Source organism: Streptomyces sp. NPDC048248 (genome assembly GCF_043201875.1).
GTDB lineage: Bacteria > Actinomycetota > Actinomycetes > Streptomycetales > Streptomycetaceae > Streptomyces.
Genome location: NZ_JBICZL010000005.1, coordinates 472,948 through 490,944, shown reverse-complemented (window position 1 = coordinate 490,944; position 17,997 = coordinate 472,948). Strand labels below are relative to the sequence as shown.

Sequence of the window (17,997 nt, the reverse complement as noted above, 5' to 3'; positions counted from 1 at the left end):
TGCCGTACGGCCGGGGCCGGAGCCTGACGGCGATGCTCCCGGCCGCTCGGCGCCGTCAGTGCAGCACGGGCAGATGTCCGCCGATGTCCGCCCGCTCACCGCTCGCGCTGACCGCGGCCGCCTCCAGCGCGGCGGACCACGTCGTGCGCCCGGTGGCCAGCCTGAGCCAGGTGAGCGGGTCGGTCTCGACGACGTTGGGAGGGGTGCCGCGAGTGTGCTTGGGACCCTCGACGCACTGCACGACGGCGAACGGCGGCACCCGGACCTCGACGGAGTTGCCCGGGGCCTTGCGGGCCAGGGCATCGGCGAGCAGCCGGGTGGTGGTGGCGAGGGCCTGCCGGTCGAAGGGGATGTCCTGGCCGGTGGCGCGCGCCAGGTCGTCGGTGAGGAGCACCAGTCGCACACAGCAGGTGACCAGGGTGTCGTCCAGCCGCATCGCGCCGGCGCCGGTCGCCAGCAGCCGGCCGTCGGGCGCGGCGGGGACCAGGTCGGCGTAACGGGCCGCGGCCCGGTCCAGCAGCACGGCGGGCTCCGAGGGGGCCGCCGTCTCCGGGGCCGCCTCCTCGGACCGATCGGCCCTCGGTCCGGCGCAGGCGGACGGCCAGTCGACGAGGGCGATCTCCTGCCTTGGTGGCTCGGGCTGCCCCAGCGACCGGCACACGTCCTCCAGGACCAGGGCGGCACGGGCGGCCTGCTCACCTGCCGTCCCGTCACCGGACGGTGCGGGCCGGTCGAGCTGCTCCGGCGCGAGCGCGCGCACAGCCTTCTGGAGATGGCCGAACTGGGCCGGGACGGCGGCCCGGGTCTTCTTCGGGTCGTACCGGCGTGATCGCGGCTTCCGTACTGCGGGAGGCATAACGGCCAGAGTATGCGGCCCCTCTGACAACGGGCCCGGACATCCGACAGCCCCTGGCCGCTACTGGCCAGGGGCTGTCCGAAGGGGTTCAGCTCGTGGGCGTCCGGTCCGTCTCCCCGGCCACGAATATCTCCTCGTTGCGCGGCACACCGATGCCCCGCCAGGTGAACGGCACTCCGTCGGCGGTGTCCGGGTCCGCGGTGTCCATCAGCTGGAAGTGCACGTGCGGCTCCGTGCTGTTGCCGGAGTTGCCGCACTGCCCGAGCGTCTGGCCGGCCGTCACCCGGTCCCCGGGACCGACGGTCAGCGAACCGTGCCGGACGTGGGCGTAGAGCGCGTACGTGTCGTCGCCGAGGTCGAGGATCACGTGGTTGCCGACGACTCGGCGGGCGCCGCCCAGTGTGCGCGCCAGCCCTTCGACGACGAAGAGGTATACGAGCGCGAACCAGGAGGTGCGGCTGAGGTGGTCCCGCTGACCGTCCTCGGCCGCCACCACGGTCGCGTCCGCGACGGCGAGCAGCGGCGCTCCGAACGCCGGGAAGTCGTCGTTGCGGCGCGCCAGGGGCCACCAGCCGAAGGCGGGCCTGGAGCCCGGCGCCGGCTCCGCCACGATGTCTATGGCGTACGCCTGGCCGTAGGTCCTCGTGCCGTGGCTGGGGACCTTGTCGGCGGGGCTGTTCATGGCCTTCCACCGGCCGTCGACGGGGGCGCCGACCTCGACCGCCTCGGTGCGGGCGGAGGTCTCGCGCCGGCCCCCCGCACGGGCCGCCCAGCCACCGAGACCGAACAGCACCCAGAGGCCGACGGGGACCCAGCCCCACCAATACGGGTAGTCGACGAAGAATCCCGCCACGATCATCGCCAGGAAGACGAGCAGGCAGATGCGCGCGGCGGTCTGGAGGAATTTTCGCAAGGGCGTGGACTTCATGGGCTTCCCCCTGGAGTCGGGCCGGGCGTTCAGCGTCCGGCGGCGGTGATCATCACGAGCAGCGGTACGACGCGGTCGGCCGGTACCTCGTAGCGGCCGCGCGCGGCCGTGCGCAGCCAGCCGCCTGCGGTCAGCTGGCGCAGGTGGTGGTAGATCTGCCCCGACGTGCCCGTCCCTTCGAGTTCGGTGAGTTCGGCGGCGGTGCAGCGGCCGCCGAGGATCTCTCGGAGCAACGTCAGCCGGACGGGCTGGCCCAGGGCCGCGAACGACTCCGCCGCCGCCGTCCAGTCGCCGTCCAGCACCGTGTCGGTGACCTGGCCGTACTGCCACTCGTAGCGCTGCCCGGCCGGGAGGCGCACGGCTCCGGTGAACAGCACTCCGCCGTTCTCCGCGCCCAGCTCGGCCAGTTGGGCCTTCAGTCCGCCCAGGGCCCACAGCTCGTCGCCGGACTCCCGTTCGGGCGGGCTCGCCGTACGGCCCGCCGACCGCTCCAGCGCGGCCAGCCGCCGTTCCAGCTCGGCCACACGTCCTTCGAGATCCATGACTGCGATATTACGTAATTACGTAACCACAGGCAACGTCCGTACGGAAACCCCTCGCGCACCCACCGCTCCGGAGACCGGCGCCGCGCGTCCCCGTTTCCGCGCACCCCGGACAGCCGAAACGGCCCGCCAGATGTCCTGGCGGGCCGTTTCGGCACTGCGGGGGTCCCGGGTCCGGCCCGGGCAACCGTTCTAGGCGATCAGCGCAGGGATCGTGCCCTCATGGGCGTCCTTCAGCTCGCTCAGCGCGATGCTGAACTGCCCCTGGATGTCGATCTCCGCACCGTCGACCACACCGATGCGGGTGGCCGGCAGCCCCCGCGCACCGCACATGTCGGTGAAGCGGAGCTCCTCGCTGCGCGGCACGGCGACGATCGCCCGTCCCGCCGACTCCGAGAAGAGCAGGACGAACGGGTCGACGCCGTCCGGCACCACGACACGGGCGCCCTGGCCGCCACGCAGACACGACTCCACCAGCGCCTGGATCAGGCCGCCGTCGGAGAGGTCGTGCGCCGCGTCGATCATGCCGTCGCGGGAGGCGGAGATCAGGATCTCCGCCAGCAGCTGCTCCCGGGCGAGATCCACCTGCGGCGGCATACCGCCGAGGTGATCGTGGACGACCTGGGACCACGCCGAGCCGCCCAGCTCCTCGCGGGTGTCACCCAGCAGGTAGATCAGGTGGCCCTCGTCCGAGAACGCCATCGGCGTGCGGCGGTTGACGTCGTCGATCACGCCGAGCACCGCGACCACCGGCGTCGGGTGGATGGCCACGTCACCGGTCTGGTTGTAGAGCGAGACGTTGCCGCCCGTGACGGGCGTACCGAGCGTCTGGCAGCCGTCCGCGAGACCGCGGGTGGCCTCGGCGAACTGCCACATCACCGCCGGGTCCTCGGGCGAGCCGAAGTTCAGGCAGTCGGAGATGGCCAGCGGCTTGGCGCCGGAGGCGGCGACGTTGCGGTACGCCTCGGCCAGCGCCAGCTGCGCGCCGGTGTACGGGTCGAGCTTGGCGTACCGGCCGTTGCCGTCCGTCGCCACCGCGACACCGAGGTCGGAGCCCTCGTCGATCCGCACCATGCCGGAGTCCTCCGGCTGCGCGAGCACGGTGTTGCCCTGCACGAAGCGGTCGTACTGATCGGTGATCCACGCCTTGGACGCCTGGTTCGGCGAACCGACCAGCTTCAGGACCTGCGCGCGCAGCTCCTCCGGGTTCGCCGGCCGCGCCAGCTTGCCCGCGTCGTCGGCCTGGAGGGCGTCCTGCCAGTCCGGGCGCGCGAAGGGCCGCTGGTAGGTCGGGCCCTCGTGGGCGACGGACCGCGGCGGGACGTCCACGATCTGCTCGCCGTGCCAGAAGATCTCCAGCTGGCTGCCGTCCGTGACCTCACCGATGACGGTCGCGATCACATCCCACTTCTCGCAGATCTCCAGGAAGCGGTCGACCTTGCCCGGCTCGACGATCGCGCACATCCGCTCCTGCGACTCGCTCATGAGGATTTCCTCGGGCGAGAGGGAGGAGTCACGCAGCGGCACGGTGTCCAGCTCGACGCGCATACCGCCGGAGCCGGCCGAGGCCAGCTCGCTGGTGGCGCAGGACAGCCCGGCGCCGCCGAGGTCCTGAATGCCGTCGACCAGGTCTTCCTTGAAGATCTCCAGGGTGCACTCGATGAGCAGCTTCTCCTGGAAGGGGTCGCCGACCTGGACGGCGGGACGCTTGGCGGGCTTCGTCGAGTCGAAGGTCTCCGACGCCAGGACGGACACACCGCCGATGCCGTCGCCGCCCGTGCGGGCGCCGTAGAGGATGACCTTGTTGCCGGCGCCGGACGCCTTGGCGAGGTGGATGTCCTCATGCTTCATGACGCCCACGCACAGCGCGTTGACCAGCGGGTTTCCCTGGTAGCAGGGGTCGAAGACGACCTCACCGCCGATGTTGGGCAGACCCAGGCAGTTGCCGTAGCCACCGACACCCGCGACGACACCGGGCAGCACCCGCTTGGTGTCGGGGTGGTCGGCCGCACCGAAGCGCAGCGGGTCCATCACGGCGATCGGCCTGGCACCCATCGCGAGGATGTCGCGGACGATGCCGCCCACGCCGGTGGCCGCGCCCTGGTAGGGCTCGATGTACGAGGGGTGGTTGTGCGACTCCACCTTGAAGGTGACCGCGTACCCCTGGCCGACGTCGACGACGCCGGCGTTCTCCCCGATACCGACGAGCAGCGCGTCGGTCTCGGGCGCCTTCTCGCCGAACTGCTTCAGATGGACCTTGCTGCTCTTGTACGAGCAGTGCTCGGACCACATGACCGAATACATGGCGAGCTCGGCGCCGGTGGGACGGCGGTCGAGAATCTCCCGGATACGCGCGTACTCGTCCTGCTTCAGGCCGAGCTCAGCCCACGGCTGGTCGGTATCCGGCGTCTCGGCTGCGTGCTTGACGGTGTCCAGAGTCATCAGGCGTTGACCAGCTTCTTCAAGATCGAGGTGAAGAATCCGAGGCCGTCGGTACGGCCGGTACCGATCAGCGGCTCGACGGCGTGCTCGGGGTGCGGCATGAGACCGACGACATTGCCCGCCTCATTGGTGATGCCGGCAATGTCGCGCAGCGAGCCGTTGGGGTTGACGTCGAGGTATCGGAACGCGACGCGGCCCTCGGCCTCCAGCATGTCCAGGGTGCGCTCGTCGGCGACATAGCGGCCGTCGATGTTCTTCAGCGGAACACTGATCTCCTGGCCGGCCTCGTAGTCCGAGGTCCAGGAGGTCTGGTTGTTCTCCACCCGCAGCTTCTGGTCGCGGCAGATGAAGTGCAGATGGTTGTTGCGCAGCATCGCGCCGGGCAGCAGGTGCGTCTCGGTGAGCACCTGGAAGCCGTTGCAGATCCCCAGGACCGGCATACCGGCCCTGGCCTGCTCGATAACGGTCTCCATCACCGGCGAGAAACGGGAGATGGCCCCGGCCCGCAGGTAGTCGCCGTAGGAGAAGCCGCCGGGCAGAACCACGGCGTCGACCTGCTTGAGGTCCTTGTCCCGGTGCCACAGCGGCACGGCTTCGGCGCCGGCGACGCGGACCGCGCGCTGGGTGTCGCGGTCGTCGAGTGTGCCGGGGAAAGTAATGACACCGATACGAGCGGTCATGATCCGACCCGAACGGTGAAGTCTTCGATGACGGTGTTGGCGAGGAAGGTCTCGGCCATCTCACGGATGCGGGCGAGGGCGGCGTCGTCGACCGGTCCCTCCACCTCAAGTTCGAAACGCTTGCCCTGACGGACGTCGGCGATCCCCTCGAAACCCAGGCGTGGCAGTGCGCGCTGCACCGCCTGGCCCTGCGGGTCGAGGATCTCCGGCTTGAGCATGACGTCGACTACGACGCGTGCCACTGGCACTCCCGGTGGTGTGGTGCGTAAGGCGGTGTACTCACAGTACCGTGTTCGAAAATCTACGCGCATAGATATCCGGAAGGCCGATCACGGTCCGGTATCGGCAGGAGTGAGTGCTGGGGAAAATCCTCGAAAAGATCTAGGGTCCGGATTGCAGCATGACACGCTGAAAAAATTAACTGGGCTTCACAATGCAATGCCCCTCGCTGTACAAATGAAAAAGCATTGATCCCAATCAGCCGGATCTGAAGCATCACCCCACGTCAAACCGGGGTTGCTGCACGAAAGGACCGATATCCGTGGCGCAGCGAGTAGTAGTAACGCTCTCCGACGACATCGACGGGGGAGAAGCCGCCGAGACGGTCGCCTTCGGATTGGACGGGAAGTCGTACGAGATCGACCTCAATCCCGCCAATGCGAAGAAACTGCGCGGCGCCCTCGCTCCGTTCGTGGACGCCGGCCGCAAGCGTGCCAAGTCCGGCAAGGCCTACCACCGGACCGCGGTGAACGCCGACCCGGCGGCCGTCCGCGCCTGGGCCCGTTCGAACCAGATGGACGTCCCCCCGCGCGGCCGCATCCCCAAGAAGGTCTACGAGGCCTTCAACGCGGCGAACCACTAGCCGACTTGCCGGCACCCCGCGGCCCGCGGCAGCCGACTTGCACAGCACCCCTACTGATCAGCTAGAGTCTGGAGCACGCCGAGGGGCCAGGCCGAAAGGCCGAACCTCACGGAGTCACGCGGGTGTAGCTCAGTAGTAGAGCGCCCTCTTTCCAAGAGGGAGGCGCAGTGTGCAATCCCTGTCACCCGCTCTGACTGCTCAACCGGTCTTTTGGATCAGGTACAGTAGCTGTCGCGCCGCTCGGTGAAAGCCGAGTGGATGCCTGCGGACGTAGCTCAGTTGGTAGAGCACCACCTTGCCAAGGTGGATGTCGCGAGTTCGAGTCTCGTCGTCCGCTCAGATAAAGAAGGCCCTGGTCATTGCGACCGGGGTCTTCTTGCTTTTCCGGAATGATCTGTCCCGCCCTTCCCTCGGGCCGATGTGTCCCTGGACACATCGCGGGTGGGGCGACCATCGGCCGAAAGTGATGCTCCGTCGGCGGCACGGACGCGCGGCGGGCGCCGTGGGCCGGAAAGAGATGCCGCTCTCGCCGCCGGGCTGCGGGAAGGCCCGGTGAGCCGGGTGCGACCACAGCGCACCCGGCGCTCACGGGAAACCGTTGCGCCGCCACGGAGTTGAGGATCAGGCAATCGATGCCGGGGGCGGGCGTCGGAAGCCCTGAAGACCGTCAGCAGGCCGAGACCGGGGCCGGTCGGCGTCGACGTGGCGCGGAGCGCAGTGCCGGAGGGCGGCGGCGGCGCTCGGCCACCCCGGCCCGCCCGAGGCACCCGCGCAGGTTCGGAGCCGCGACAGCGCGCATCCCACCCGCCCGGGTTGGCTATAGTGGTGCCCGCACCGCGCACCGGCGAACTCGCTGGACAGCACGGAGCATGCGGACGTAGCTCAGTTGGTAGAGCACCACCTTGCCAAGGTGGATGTCGCGAGTTCGAGTCTCGTCGTCCGCTCCGATGAAGAAGGCCCCGGCCGGTGATGACACCGTCCGGGGCCTTTTTCTGTCGGCCGTGGTCACGACCAGGGGAGACCCGTGAGGCGCTCGTACGCCTCGATGTACTTGGCGCGTGTGTGGTCGACGACCTCCTGGGGGAGCGCCGGCGGCGGCTGCTCGCTCGCGCGGTCCCAGCCGGAGGCCGCGGAGGTCAGCCAGTCACGGACGAACTGCTTGTCGAAGGACGGCTGGGCGCGGCCCGGCTCCCACTGGTCGGCGGGCCAGAAGCGGGACGAGTCCGGCGTCAGCACCTCGTCGGCGAGCGTCAACTCCTCGCCGTTGAAGCCGAATTCGAACTTGGTGTCCGCCAGGATGAGGCCCCGCTCACGGGCGATGTCGCGGGCCCTGCCGTAGACGGCGAGCGTCAGCTGCCGGAGCTGGGCGGCGACCTCCGGGCCGACCTGCCGGGCCACCTCCTCGTAGGAGACGTTCTCGTCGTGCTCGCCGACGGCGGCCTTGGCGGCCGGGGTGAAGATCGGCGCGGGCAGTTCGGAGCCGTCGACCAGGCCCTCGGGGAGCGCCAGGCCGCAGACCGTACGGCTCTGCCGGTACTCGGCGAGGCCGGAGCCGGTGAGGTAGCCGCGGGCCACGCACTCGACCGGGACCATCGCGAGGGACGTGCACACGAGGGTGCGGCCCGCCCAGTCGGCGGGGGCCCCGTCGGGGATCTCGGTGGACAGGACGTGGTTGGGCGCGAGGTCCGCGAGCTGCTCGAACCACCACAGGGACAGCTGGGTGAGGACGCGGCCCTTGTCCGGGATCTCGGTGGGGAGCACCCAGTCATAGGCGGAGATGCGGTCGCTGGCGACCATGATCAGGTCGCCGGCGGCGTTCTGATAGAGGTCGCGCACCTTGCCGGTGTGCAGGTGGGTGAGACCCGGGACCTGCACGGGCTCGGGCTTTTCTACGAAACCGGACACGCTGCCTCCGCGTAGGTTGATCCAGGAGTCCGTCCGATTCTCCCGTATGCGGGGTCGGGGTGTCGCCGCAGGGTGGGGCCGGCGAGGCATCGGCCCTGCGGGCCGGGCCGACGGGTGCCGCGCGGCGGGCCGGGCGCCCTAGTCGCGTTTGCAGATCCGGTCGAGGAGGTTGGCTGTGGCGCGCTGGACGCGCTGGTCGACATGGCCGGGGCGGTCCAGCGCCGGGGACCAGGCGAAGGTGCCGGACGAGAAGACCAGGGCGCCGCTGGGGGCGCGGTAGAGGGAGGTCTCCTGGTGGCGGAGGGCTCCGTCGCTGTCGCGGTACGGGGAGTGCGCCAGCAGGATGCGGTGGGTGTGGTCGGGGAGGCTGGTGCGCGGGAAGTAGCGGTCGGCCTCGCCGGCGACCAGGCCGGGGAGTTCGTCGCCCTCGTGGGCGCCGGTGGCCTCCCACAGCCAGTGGCTGCCGTTGCGGACGACGAGGGGCGCCGGTTCGGGGACGCGCCCGGCGTACTGGATGCCCATCAGGCGCTGTTCGGGCTCGCCCACCTCACGCCAGAGCACCGGCCTCCCGGGGCCCTGGCGCTTGCGGCAGCTGAGCAGCGAGTCCGGTCCTGAGGGGGACGGGGACAGCTCGACCTGCCAGTACATGGTGTTGGCGGAGAGGAAGACGAGGGATGTGCCGCTGTCGCGGGCGCGTTCGACGGTGCGGCGCATGGGCACCGACCAGTACTCGTCGTGGCCGGGGAAGACCAGACCGCGGTAGCGGGTCGGGTCGACGCGGCCGGCGTGCAGATCGCGGGCGTCGGCGTAGGCGAGGTCGTAGCCGTAGCGCTCGGCCCAGCGGATGAAGTCGTAGGCGTGGCCGACGTGGAGGGGCAGGCCGGCGCCGGCGTAGGGGCGGTCGAAGGAGACGGTGGTGGCGGCGTCCTGCTCGCCCAGGAGCGCGCCCGTCTCGTCCCAGGCGTGGTAGAGGCTGGCGCCCGTACGGCCGTCCTCCGGGTAGAGGTTGTAGGCCTGCCAGGTGATGTCGGGCAGCAGCAGGAGGAGGTCGGCGGGGTGGTCGTCGCGGACCGTGAAGGGGATGTGACTGCGGTAGCCGTCGGCGGTGGTGAGGACGGCGACATACGCGCCGAGATTCCAGTACGCGGGCACCTGCAGACGCCAGGACAGCCACCAGTGGTGGCAGGAGACCGTGCGGTCGGCCGCGAGCGGGGAGGGCTGGACGATGCCTGCCAGGCGCGGGCTGGTGGTGATCTTGGAGGCGCCCGCGCCGCCGTAATGGCCGATGCGGTAGACGTCGATGCTGAACGGCTGGGGCGGGTCGACCGAGACCCGGAAGTCGATGGCCTCGCCGGGTGCCACCGCGCCGGTGCTGGCGAAGCCCTTGATCTGCCGGTGGACGTCGTCCGCGGTGCGGGGGCCGTTGTGCTTGTGGGGGGCGGGGAAGCGCGGGTCTCCCTGGGCGACCGCGGGATCGACGTACCAGGGGACGACCTGGCCGGAGTCGAAGTAGTTCTCGCTGCCGCGCAGCCAGGGCAGTGGCCCCTGGCCGAACGGGTCCGTGACCGCGTGGGCGAGAGCGCCCGACTCCCAGCGCCTGATCTGTTCCGTCGCCACCTTCCACTCCCCTCCCGCGTCCCCCGTTCGGCCGCGGCCGAACGGCCGTTTCTTTTCACCCGCCTGCCCGCTCGGGCGGTGGCGGGCTCCGTCGGGTCCGACCGGTCGAACCCCGGGGCACCCCCCAGCACATCACATTACGCACTCACTTCGTCACCCTTCGTCGTGAATTCAGGGGTCGTGCTGCCCGAAACACGAACTGGAGGGGAACATTCAGCCGGTGTGCCAGGGGTTTGCGGCGTGCGGGGCTGCGACGTGGACGGCGGCACCGGGGCGCGGCGCGGCGGGCGCGCCGCTTGGGGCGGAGCGGGCATCGCGGGTGCCCGGGTGCGGAGGGCCGAAGCGGAGTGCCGCAGGGCCTCGGTGGTCGTGCGCGGAGTCAGGTCATACCAACCGGACCGGCTTCTCCGCGCGGACGCCGACGGTCGACAGCCAGCCGCGCAGTGGTGCGGCGTCGCCGTCGTCCACCAGGCTCAGCACCGAGCGGCCGAGGTCGGAGCGGCGGGCGCCGTCCACCAGCAGGGCCGGGCCGTCGAGCCAGTCGAGCCCGGGGGCGGCGCCCGCGGTGTCGACGGCGGCGCAGCAGACCATGGCCGTGACGTGGTCGGCGAGCAGTTCCCGGCCCGTGCGGGGCGGCTGGAGCGGGAACAGCGGGAGGCCGCCCTCCACCAGGCCGTCGCCCCAGGCCACACCCGCGGCCGCGTCCTGCGCACGGGCACCGAGGGTGGTCTGCCGGGCGGCCTCCTCGCGCTCCTCGCGCTCGACCTCCGCACCCAGCCGGGCGGCGACGAGGTCACCGGCCTGGTCGTCGCGGGCCAGCCGCTCGATGACGCGGTCGAGGGTGGGCCCTGGGCCCGGGGCCCCGCTCTCGTCGGTGCGGGTCGCCGCGGGTGCGTACGGGACGGAGGCGGCGGAGGGCCGGCCGGTCGCGGCGTGGGACGGGGGCGGGGCCGGTGAGGGCGCCGCGGGCGCGGGCCCCACGGTCCGGGACGCGGAGCCCGCCACGGTCGACGGGGCCGGTGCGGCATCCGCGGCCGTGCCGGTGGGGGCGGCCGGGCCGGGCGGGAGGTCGTCGAGGACGCGGTGCAGGCGGGCCGCCTCCAGGCGCCACTTACGGTCCACGACCTCCTCCGGATACTGGTTCCAGGCGACCGGCGACCAGTCGGGGCCCGGTTCGGCCGGGCCGCCGTGGAAGAGGCGGGCGGCCAGCAAGGAGGCGGCGCGGTCGATGGCGCCCGGCTCCTCCAGCAGGTCACAGGCGGGCCGCTCCCCGAGACGTGAGGTGAAGCCCTCGGCGAGGCGGTCGCGGCGGGAGAGTTCGGTGAGTGCGGAGACCACGCCGGCGTCGAGGCGGGAGGGCCAGCGGCCCATCCGCCAGGCGGGCAGGGCGACCCGGGTCAGCAGCCGGTCCCAGCCGGCGTAGGCCAGTCCGACCTGTTCCTGGGCGACTATCCGGAGGCCGTAGTCGACGTCCTGGGCGCGCTCGGACGCGGCGGCCGCGACACCGCGCTCCATGATCGTGGCGTGGTCCCGGCAGGCGCGCAGCAGCAGGCGGGCCACCTTGCCGACGAAGCGGAGCGGGAGGCGGCGCAGCGGGCCCTCGGCACGGGCGGAGACCGCGACGGCGGCGTCGAGGCCGCGGATGAAGCGCCGGGCGGCGGCTATATCGGGGTGCGCCGAGGGGCCGGTGCCGGCCACGACCGGGGCGAGCAGGGCGCGCAGCTCGGCGACCCGCATCCACCACAAGAAGGGCGAGCCGATGACGAGGACCGGTGCCTCGGGCCTCCGGCGCTCCTCCCCGCCGGCGGGCCCTGCGGTGCGGGGCGGGCCGTGGGCGCGGTGCGTGCGGTCCTCCAGCCAGCTGTCGCAGTCCGGGGTGAGCGCTATCGCGGAGGGCGCCGGGACTTCCAGGCGCTCGGCGAGATCACGCACCAGGCGGTAGAGGTCGGGGGCCGATTTCTCGGAGATCGGCACGGAGGGGCTGAGCGCGGGTCTGGCGCGGGCGACGACGGTGGTGACCAGCGCCGCCAGCAGCAGGGCGACCACCGCGAGTGCGCCGACGCTCCAGCGGGCCACGCTCCAGCCGGTGCCCGTACCGAAGTGGCCGGTCGCGCCGCCGACGAGCAGCACCACGGCCACGGCCGCGGGCAGCAGTGCGGCGGCCCACGCCGTGCCGCGGATCCGCAGCACCGCGAGGGCGCGGGCACGCGCCGCCAGGACGCCTGTTTCCGGACCTGCCACGAGCCTGTACACCCCCTGCTGTCCTGATGGAGACGGACGGAGAGAACGACGGAGAGAACACGGGACGGAACTGCGCGGTACGAGCGAGTTGCCGCAACGGGCGGCGGACGCGGGCGTCCGCCGTGATCGCTGCTCACTCCTCACCACTGTGGCACCGGCCACTGACATCGCAATGTCGGTGAGCCACTTGCCGGACGCCGACGCGGCAACCGTGCCGATGCACGGCACGGCGTCCGCAGGGCGCTTGCGCGGCACCCTAGTTGGGGGTTCCGCTCTCGTCAGCCGGATACCTGGGGTCGTCACTCGATGGAATGGCTTTGGGTAAAGCCGGGAACTGGTGACGGCCCGACCCGGTTCGTGCCGGAAGCGCCCCGAACGCCCAGGTCACCGGTATGGCGGTACGCCACGGCCCCGCGTGCACCGCCTCTCGGGGCGGGTACGCGGGGCCGTGGGCGAGCGTCCGCTGCGGGCCCTATGCCTCGGGGGCCGCCTCCTCCGGGGTCTGCCCGGCCGCCTGGTCCGCGACCTTGGCTGCGATGTCCGTGCGGTGCTGGGAGCCGTCGAGCGAGATCCGGCCGACGGCGCGGTAGGCGCGTCCGCGGGCGGTGGTGAGGTCGGAGCCGGTGGCCGTGACGGACAGCACCCGGCCGCCCGCGCTGAGCACCGCGCCCGCGGCGTCCCGCTTGGTGCCCGCGTGCAGGACGTACGCCGTGGGGGCGTCCTGCTCGGCGACATCGGCGAGGCCCTTGATGGGGTCGCCGGTCCGCGGGGTGTCGGGGTAGTTGTGCGAGGCGATGACGACCGTGACCGCCGCGCCGTCGCTCCAGCGCAGCGGCGGGAGGGCGGCGAGGGTGCCGGTGGCGGCGGCGTGCAGCAGGCCGGCGAGCGGGGTCTTGAGGCGGGCCAGGACGACCTGGGTCTCCGGGTCGCCGAAGCGCGCGTTGAACTCGATCACGCGGACGCCGCGCGAGGTGATCGCCAGGCCCGCGTAGAGCAGCCCGGAGAACGGGGTGCCCCGGCGGCGCAGCTCGTCGACGGTGGGCTGCAGGACAGTGTCCATGACCTCGTCGACCAGCTTGGGGTCGGCCCAGGGCAGCGGGCTGTACGCGCCCATGCCGCCGGTGTTCGGGCCGGCGTCGCCGTCGTAGGCGCGCTTGAAGTCCTGGGCGGGCTGGAGCGGCACGACCGTCCGGCCGTCGGTGACGGCGAACAGCGAGACCTCGGGGCCGTCGAGGAATTCCTCGATCACCACCCGGTCGCAGGCCAGGGCGTGCGACCGTGCGGCCTCGATGTCGTCGGTGACGACGACTCCCTTGCCTGCCGCGAGGCCGTCGTCCTTGACGACGTAGGGGGCGCCGAAGGCGTCGAGCGCCTCGTCGATCTCGGCGGCGTTGGTGCAGACGTAGCTGCGGGCGGTGGGGACGGCCGCGGCGGCCATCACGTCCTTGGCGAACGCCTTGGAGCCCTCCAGCTGGGCGGCCTCGGCCGAGGGGCCGAAGACCGGGATGCCACGGTCGCGTACGGCGTCCGCGACGCCCGCCACGAGGGGGGCTTCGGGACCGACGACGACCAGATCGGCCTGCAGGCCGGTGGCGAGTTCGGCGACGGCGGTGCCGTCGAGGGCGTCGACCCCATGCAATTCGGCCACCTCGGCGATACCGGCGTTGCCGGGAGCGCAGTGCAGCGCGGTGACGTCGGGGTCGAGGGACAGAGAGCGGCACAGGGCGTGTTCGCGGGCGCCGCCGCCGATGACGAGGACCTTCACGGGTGCAGCCTAGTCGCCCGGTGAGGCGGGACGGGCCACGGGCCGGGGCGGCCGCTCGCCGGACGGGCTCCCCGGCCCCGGTCGGCTGCCGGCGTCGGCGCCGGCCGGGAAGTCCCCCGACGGGACGCCCCGGCAGGAGGCGAGCCGAGGACGGCCGGAAACCGGCCACCGCCTCGGAGGCAACTCTTTCGGGTGAGATGCCCGGCGGCCTTATACCGGATCACGCACCACTTCCGGGCGGAAATACCTCGATCTTGGGAGCAAGGCCAACCGTTCGGCGGTAGGAAGGGGCTGCGCGTATCGGCCGTCTCCAGGCCCCGCGCGCACCGCACGTATCCGTAAAGAGGGAGCCCACGGGTGAGTCAGCCGGAGATGCAGCCCGAGGGGCCTCCTTGGGACGAAGGCGGACGCTTCCGGCGCCCCGGGCGCCGCGACCGGCGCCCCCGGCAGGACCGGCTCCCGGGGCGGCGGGACTTCGCGGGGCGGGTCTTCCCGCTCGGCGACTGGGGGGAGCCGGCCGACCGGCTGGACGCGCTCTATCTGTGGACCGAGGAAGGCGCGCTGCGCGCCGCCGACTGGTATCTGCACGACCGGCTGGCCAAGCGCCGTGGCGCGCGGGCACTGCGGCTGGGTGCCGCGGCCGGGGTCACGGCGGGCGGTGTGCTGCCGCTGCTGGATCTGGCGGCCGGCTGGCACGGCGGGACGCCCTGGGGCTATCTGACGCTGCTGTTGGCGGCGGTGTGCGTGGGGTGCGACCGGTATTTCGGGGTGACCGCAGGCTGGATGCGCGATCTCGCCACCGCCCAGGCCATTCACCGCAGGCTGGAGACGCTGCAGTTCGACTGGGCTTCGGAGAGCGTGCGCGAGGTGCTCGGTCCGGCGGACGGTACGGCGAGCGAGGCGGCGGAGCGCTGCCTGGGCGTGCTGCGGCGGTTCAACGAGGACATCGGCGAGCTCGTACGGTCCGAGACGGCTGACTGGATGACGGACTTCCGGGCCGGGCCGGTGCCACCGGCGACGCAGTCGATGCTTCCCTGGACGGTGGCGCCGCGACCGGAGAGCGCGGGACCGCCCGCGCGGTTCATCCTGCCGCCGTCGGCCCGGCCGAACATGCCGCGGCAACGGCCGCCGGAATCGCCGCGCTGAGCATCGCGTGACGCCGCCCCGGACGGCGCCGCGCCGGGGGCGGGATGCCCCCGGCGCACCGGTCAGCTAAAGACGATCATGGAGCCTTGGCCCAGGCTCCGGGTGGCGGCGGCGTGCAGGCCCAGCCACACGTGCCGTTCGCGGGCGAACGGACTGTCGTCCAGGGGGACGGCATTCGCCCGCTCCTCCAAGGAGGTGGGTCCGGCCGGCGGTGCGGGCGCGGCCGGCGGGTTGGCCGGATCGATGCCGAGCGACGGGGCGACGAGTTCGAGGTCGCGCAGCAGGCCGTGCGAGGAGCCCAGCGGGCCGCCGCCCTCCAGCAGTTCGTCGTCGGCGAGCGGGTGCGGGAAGTCCACCGGAACGTAGGCGCCCGCGTGGTCGTAGTGCCACACCAGGTGGGACTGCTGCGCGGTCGTCTCGAACATCTCCAGCAACTGCTCGTAGTCACCGCCCAGTTCGTCCACCGGAGTGACCTCCAGGCCGCACAGGCGCAGGAGGTAGGCGCGCCGCAGGAAGTGCAGCGCGTCGTAGTCGAAGCCCGCGACCGGCGCGACATCGCCGGAGAGGCCGGGCATGTAGCTGAAGACCGGGACCGGCGGCAGGCCCGCGTCCGTCAGGGCCCTGTCGTAGGTGGCGATCTCTTCCGAGAAGGGGTTGTCGGGGCTGTGGCACAGCACATCGACGAGGGGTACCAGCCACAGGTCACATGCCACGAGTGAGGACTCGCTTCCGGTCGGGGACGGGAACACCGGCGCACGTACAGCCACGGGTACGGCCCATTACGGCCGATGGTCGGACAGCGTAGTGCTAGCGGGGCTTTCCCACGAGAGCGAGAGAGTGCTCGTTGTACTCCGCGATCAGCCGCTGGGCCGTCGGCAGGTCGTACCGGACCAGGGCGTCGGCCAGCTCTCCGTGGTGGTGCCACAGGTGGCCCTTGAGGTCGTCCTCGCACCGCAGCAGCGGCACCGCGAACATCCAGGTCTGAATGCGGACCCGGTCGAGGAAATCGGTGATGTACGGGTTGCCCACGATGCTGCTGAGTTCCCGCCAGAACCTCAGGTCGTAGCCGATCAGCACATCCAGGTCACCCGCCCGCGCGGCCCGTTCGGCCTCGTCGGCCCGGCGCCGTACGGAGACCAGTACCTCGGGGGCGACCTGGCGCAGCGCCTGTTCCGCGCCGCCGCGGAAGATGCCCTCGATGATCAGGGTGCGGGCCTCGACCATGGCGCGGAAGTCGTCGGCGGAGAAGGCGTGCACCTTGAAGCCGCGGTGCTGTTCGACGTCGAGGAGGCCCTGCGCGCACAGGTCGAGCAGCGCCTCGCGCACCGGGGTCGCCGAGACGCCGTACTGCTCGGCGATCTCCTTGACGGTGAACGGGTGGCCGGACGGCAGCCGGCCGGCCAGCAGCTCGTCGCGCAGCGCGTCGGCGATCTGCTGACGCAGCGTGCTGCGCCGTATGAACCCGTTGTCTGCGCCGGCAGCCATCGTGTGCGTCTCCTTCGACGACTCCATGACCGCGCAGGTGGAAGCGGCCCCCGCCCACGATAGGCGAGGGCCGCGGCGACCACTCTCCGCGCGTCCGTCCCGGAGGCCCGGCGGGCCGGGTGCCGCACGCGCGGGTGCGGCACCCGGTCGAAGGCGTCAGACGGTGTGCGCGTCCGCCTCGGTCAGGGCCTCGTCGAGGGCGGTGAGGCCCTCCTTGGCCTCGGCCTCGGTGACCGTGCAGGCCGGGACGACATGCGTCCGGTTCATGTTCACGAAGGGCCACAGGCCGCCGCGCTTGCAGGCCGCGGCGAAGGCGGCCATCGGGGCGTTGGCGGCGCCCGAGGCGTTGTACGGCACCAGCGGCTCGCGGGTCTCCTTGTTCTTGACCAGGTCCAGGGCCCAGAAGACGCCCATGCCGCGGACCTCGCCGACCGAGGGGTGGCGTTCGGCGATCTCGCGCAGCGCGGGTCCGATGACCTTCTCGCCGATCTCGGCGGCGTTCTCCACGATGCGCTCCTCGGCCATCGCGTTGATCGTGGCGACGGCGGAGGCGCAGGCCAGCGGGTGGCCGGAGTAGGTCAGGCCGCCGGGGAAGGGCCGCTGGTCGAAGGTGGCGGCGATCTCGGCGCTGATCGCGACGCCGCCGAGCGGGACGTAGCCGGAGTTGACGCCCTTGGCGAAGGTCAGCAGGTCGGGGGTGACGTCGAAGTGGTCGGCGGCGAACCAGCGGCCGGTGCGGCCGAAGCCCGCCATCACCTCGTCGAGGATGAAGACGATGCCGTGGCGGGCGCAGATCTCGCGGACTCCGGCGAGGTAGCCGGGCGGCGGGACCATGATCCCGGCGGTGCCGGGGACGGTCTCCAGGATGATCGCGGCGATCGACTGCGGGCCCTCGAAGGCGATGGTCTGTTCGAGGTGCGCCAGGGCGCGCTCGCACTCCTGCGCCTCGTTCTCGGAGTGGAACGGGGAGCGGTAGAGGAACGGGCCCCAGAAGTGCACGACGCCGGCCGAGGCGGTGTCGGAGGGCCAGCGGCGGGGGTCGCCGGTCAGGTTGATCGCGGCGGCGGTGGCGCCGTGGTACGAGCGGTAGGCGGACAGCACCTTCGCGCGGCCGGTGTGCAGCCGGGCCATGCGGACCGCGTTCTCCACGGCCTCCGCGCCGCCGTTGGTGAAGAAGATCTTGTCGAGGTCACCGGGGGTGCGCTCGGCGATCAGCCGGGCGGCCTCGGAGCGCACGTCCACGGCGAAGCCGGGTGCGATGGTGCACAGCTTCGCGGCCTGCTCCTGGATGGCCGCGACGACCTTGGGGTGCTGGTGGCCGATGTTGGTGTTGACCAGCTGGGAGGAGAAGTCGAGGTAGCGGTTGCCGTCGTAGTCCCAGAAGTAGGAACCCTCGGCGCCGGCGATCGGGAGCGGGTCGATGAGGCCCTGCGCGGACCAGGAATGGAAGACATGCGCGCGGTCGTCGGCCTTGACCGCCGCTCCGGCGGCAGGGTCGGCGGCGGAGGCGGAATGCGTCGTGGTCACG

At 71.9% G+C, this 17,997-nt stretch carries 15 protein-coding genes and 3 tRNA genes; 5 read left to right on the top strand and 13 right to left on the bottom strand.

Features of this window, described 5'->3' with window-relative positions; all coding sequences use genetic code 11:
• Nucleotides 1-55: 55 nt before the first annotated feature.
• From ACGFZW_RS13570 to purS, 6 genes are all read right to left on the bottom strand, one after another.
• Nucleotides 56-856 carry a sterol carrier family protein gene (locus ACGFZW_RS13570; RefSeq protein ID WP_393893231.1) on the bottom strand — a complete coding sequence of 267 codons (801 nt, stop codon included), beginning with the start codon at nt 854-856 and terminating at the stop codon, nt 56-58.
• An 88-nt stretch (nt 857-944) separates the two neighbouring features.
• The gene (locus ACGFZW_RS13565; RefSeq protein WP_393893230.1) at nt 945-1,784 is read right to left on the bottom strand and encodes a M23 family metallopeptidase; all 840 of its coding nucleotides are present in this window, start codon (nt 1,782-1,784) and stop codon (nt 945-947) included.
• 29 nt (nt 1,785-1,813) lie between these two features.
• Nucleotides 1,814-2,326 carry an ArsR/SmtB family transcription factor gene (locus ACGFZW_RS13560; RefSeq protein WP_393893229.1) on the bottom strand — a complete coding sequence of 171 codons (513 nt, stop codon included), beginning with the start codon at nt 2,324-2,326 and terminating at the stop codon, nt 1,814-1,816.
• A 192-nt stretch (nt 2,327-2,518) separates the two neighbouring features.
• Entirely contained in the window at nt 2,519-4,768 is a 2,250-nt protein-coding gene (gene purL / locus ACGFZW_RS13555; RefSeq protein WP_393893228.1) for a phosphoribosylformylglycinamidine synthase subunit PurL, read from the bottom strand.
• Nucleotides 4,768-5,448: a phosphoribosylformylglycinamidine synthase subunit PurQ gene (gene purQ / locus ACGFZW_RS13550; protein WP_393893227.1), complete on the bottom strand. Its 681-nt coding sequence runs from the start codon at nt 5,446-5,448 to the stop codon at nt 4,768-4,770. Before purQ ends, purL begins: the two co-directional genes overlap by 1 nt.
• Entirely contained in the window at nt 5,445-5,690 is a 246-nt protein-coding gene (gene purS / locus ACGFZW_RS13545; RefSeq protein ID WP_393893226.1) for a phosphoribosylformylglycinamidine synthase subunit PurS, read from the bottom strand. Before purS ends, purQ begins: the two co-directional genes overlap by 4 nt.
• Before the next feature lie 299 nt (nt 5,691-5,989).
• Here purS and ACGFZW_RS13540 point away from each other — a divergent pair, with 299 nt between their 5' ends.
• The 4 genes from ACGFZW_RS13540 (at nt 5,990) to ACGFZW_RS13525 (ending at nt 7,254) form a co-directional block, all read left to right on the top strand.
• Nucleotides 5,990-6,310, top strand: coding sequence for an Lsr2 family protein (locus ACGFZW_RS13540; RefSeq protein ID WP_393893225.1), 321 nt, complete (start codon nt 5,990-5,992; stop codon nt 6,308-6,310).
• A gap of 118 nt (nt 6,311-6,428) precedes the next feature.
• Nucleotides 6,429-6,500 (top strand) — tRNA-Gly (locus ACGFZW_RS13535).
• A gap of 74 nt (nt 6,501-6,574) precedes the next feature.
• Nucleotides 6,575-6,647: transfer RNA gene (locus ACGFZW_RS13530), tRNA-Gly, on the top strand.
• A 534-nt stretch (nt 6,648-7,181) separates the two neighbouring features.
• Nucleotides 7,182-7,254: transfer RNA gene (locus ACGFZW_RS13525), tRNA-Gly, on the top strand.
• Between the two features lie 61 nt (nt 7,255-7,315).
• Here the strand turns inward: ACGFZW_RS13525 and ACGFZW_RS13520 are convergent.
• From ACGFZW_RS13520 to purD, 4 genes are all read right to left on the bottom strand, one after another.
• Nucleotides 7,316-8,215: a phosphoribosylaminoimidazolesuccinocarboxamide synthase gene (locus ACGFZW_RS13520; RefSeq protein WP_393893224.1), complete on the bottom strand. Its 900-nt coding sequence runs from the start codon at nt 8,213-8,215 to the stop codon at nt 7,316-7,318.
• A 138-nt stretch (nt 8,216-8,353) separates the two neighbouring features.
• Nucleotides 8,354-9,832, bottom strand: a complete 1,479-nt coding sequence (locus ACGFZW_RS13515) for a N,N-dimethylformamidase beta subunit family domain-containing protein (RefSeq protein ID WP_393893223.1) — start codon at nt 9,830-9,832, stop codon at nt 8,354-8,356.
• 384 nt (nt 9,833-10,216) lie between these two features.
• Complete coding sequence (locus ACGFZW_RS13510; protein ID WP_393893222.1) at nt 10,217-12,073, bottom strand: hypothetical protein; 1,857 nt, start codon at nt 12,071-12,073, stop codon at nt 10,217-10,219.
• A gap of 472 nt (nt 12,074-12,545) precedes the next feature.
• Complete coding sequence (gene purD / locus ACGFZW_RS13505; RefSeq protein WP_393893221.1) at nt 12,546-13,838, bottom strand: phosphoribosylamine--glycine ligase; 1,293 nt, start codon at nt 13,836-13,838, stop codon at nt 12,546-12,548.
• Nucleotides 13,839-14,195: 357 nt separating this feature from the next.
• Between purD and ACGFZW_RS13500 the strand changes: the two genes are divergently transcribed.
• A complete protein-coding gene (locus ACGFZW_RS13500) occupies nt 14,196-14,984 on the top strand; it encodes an SLATT domain-containing protein (protein ID WP_393893220.1) in 789 nt (262 codons plus the stop codon).
• 62 nt (nt 14,985-15,046) lie between these two features.
• On the opposite strand, the gene ACGFZW_RS13495 is transcribed toward ACGFZW_RS13500, so the two are convergent.
• The 3 genes from ACGFZW_RS13495 to ACGFZW_RS13485 form a co-directional block, all read right to left on the bottom strand.
• A complete protein-coding gene (locus ACGFZW_RS13495) occupies nt 15,047-15,697 on the bottom strand; it encodes a hypothetical protein (protein WP_393893287.1) in 651 nt (216 codons plus the stop codon).
• Between the two features lie 94 nt (nt 15,698-15,791).
• Complete coding sequence (locus tag ACGFZW_RS13490; RefSeq protein ID WP_393893219.1) at nt 15,792-16,469, bottom strand: GntR family transcriptional regulator; 678 nt, start codon at nt 16,467-16,469, stop codon at nt 15,792-15,794.
• Nucleotides 16,470-16,625: 156 nt separating this feature from the next.
• Nucleotides 16,626-17,996, bottom strand: coding sequence for an aspartate aminotransferase family protein (locus ACGFZW_RS13485; RefSeq protein WP_393893218.1), 1,371 nt, complete (start codon nt 17,994-17,996; stop codon nt 16,626-16,628).
• Between the last annotated feature and the right edge of the window lies 1 nt (nt 17,997).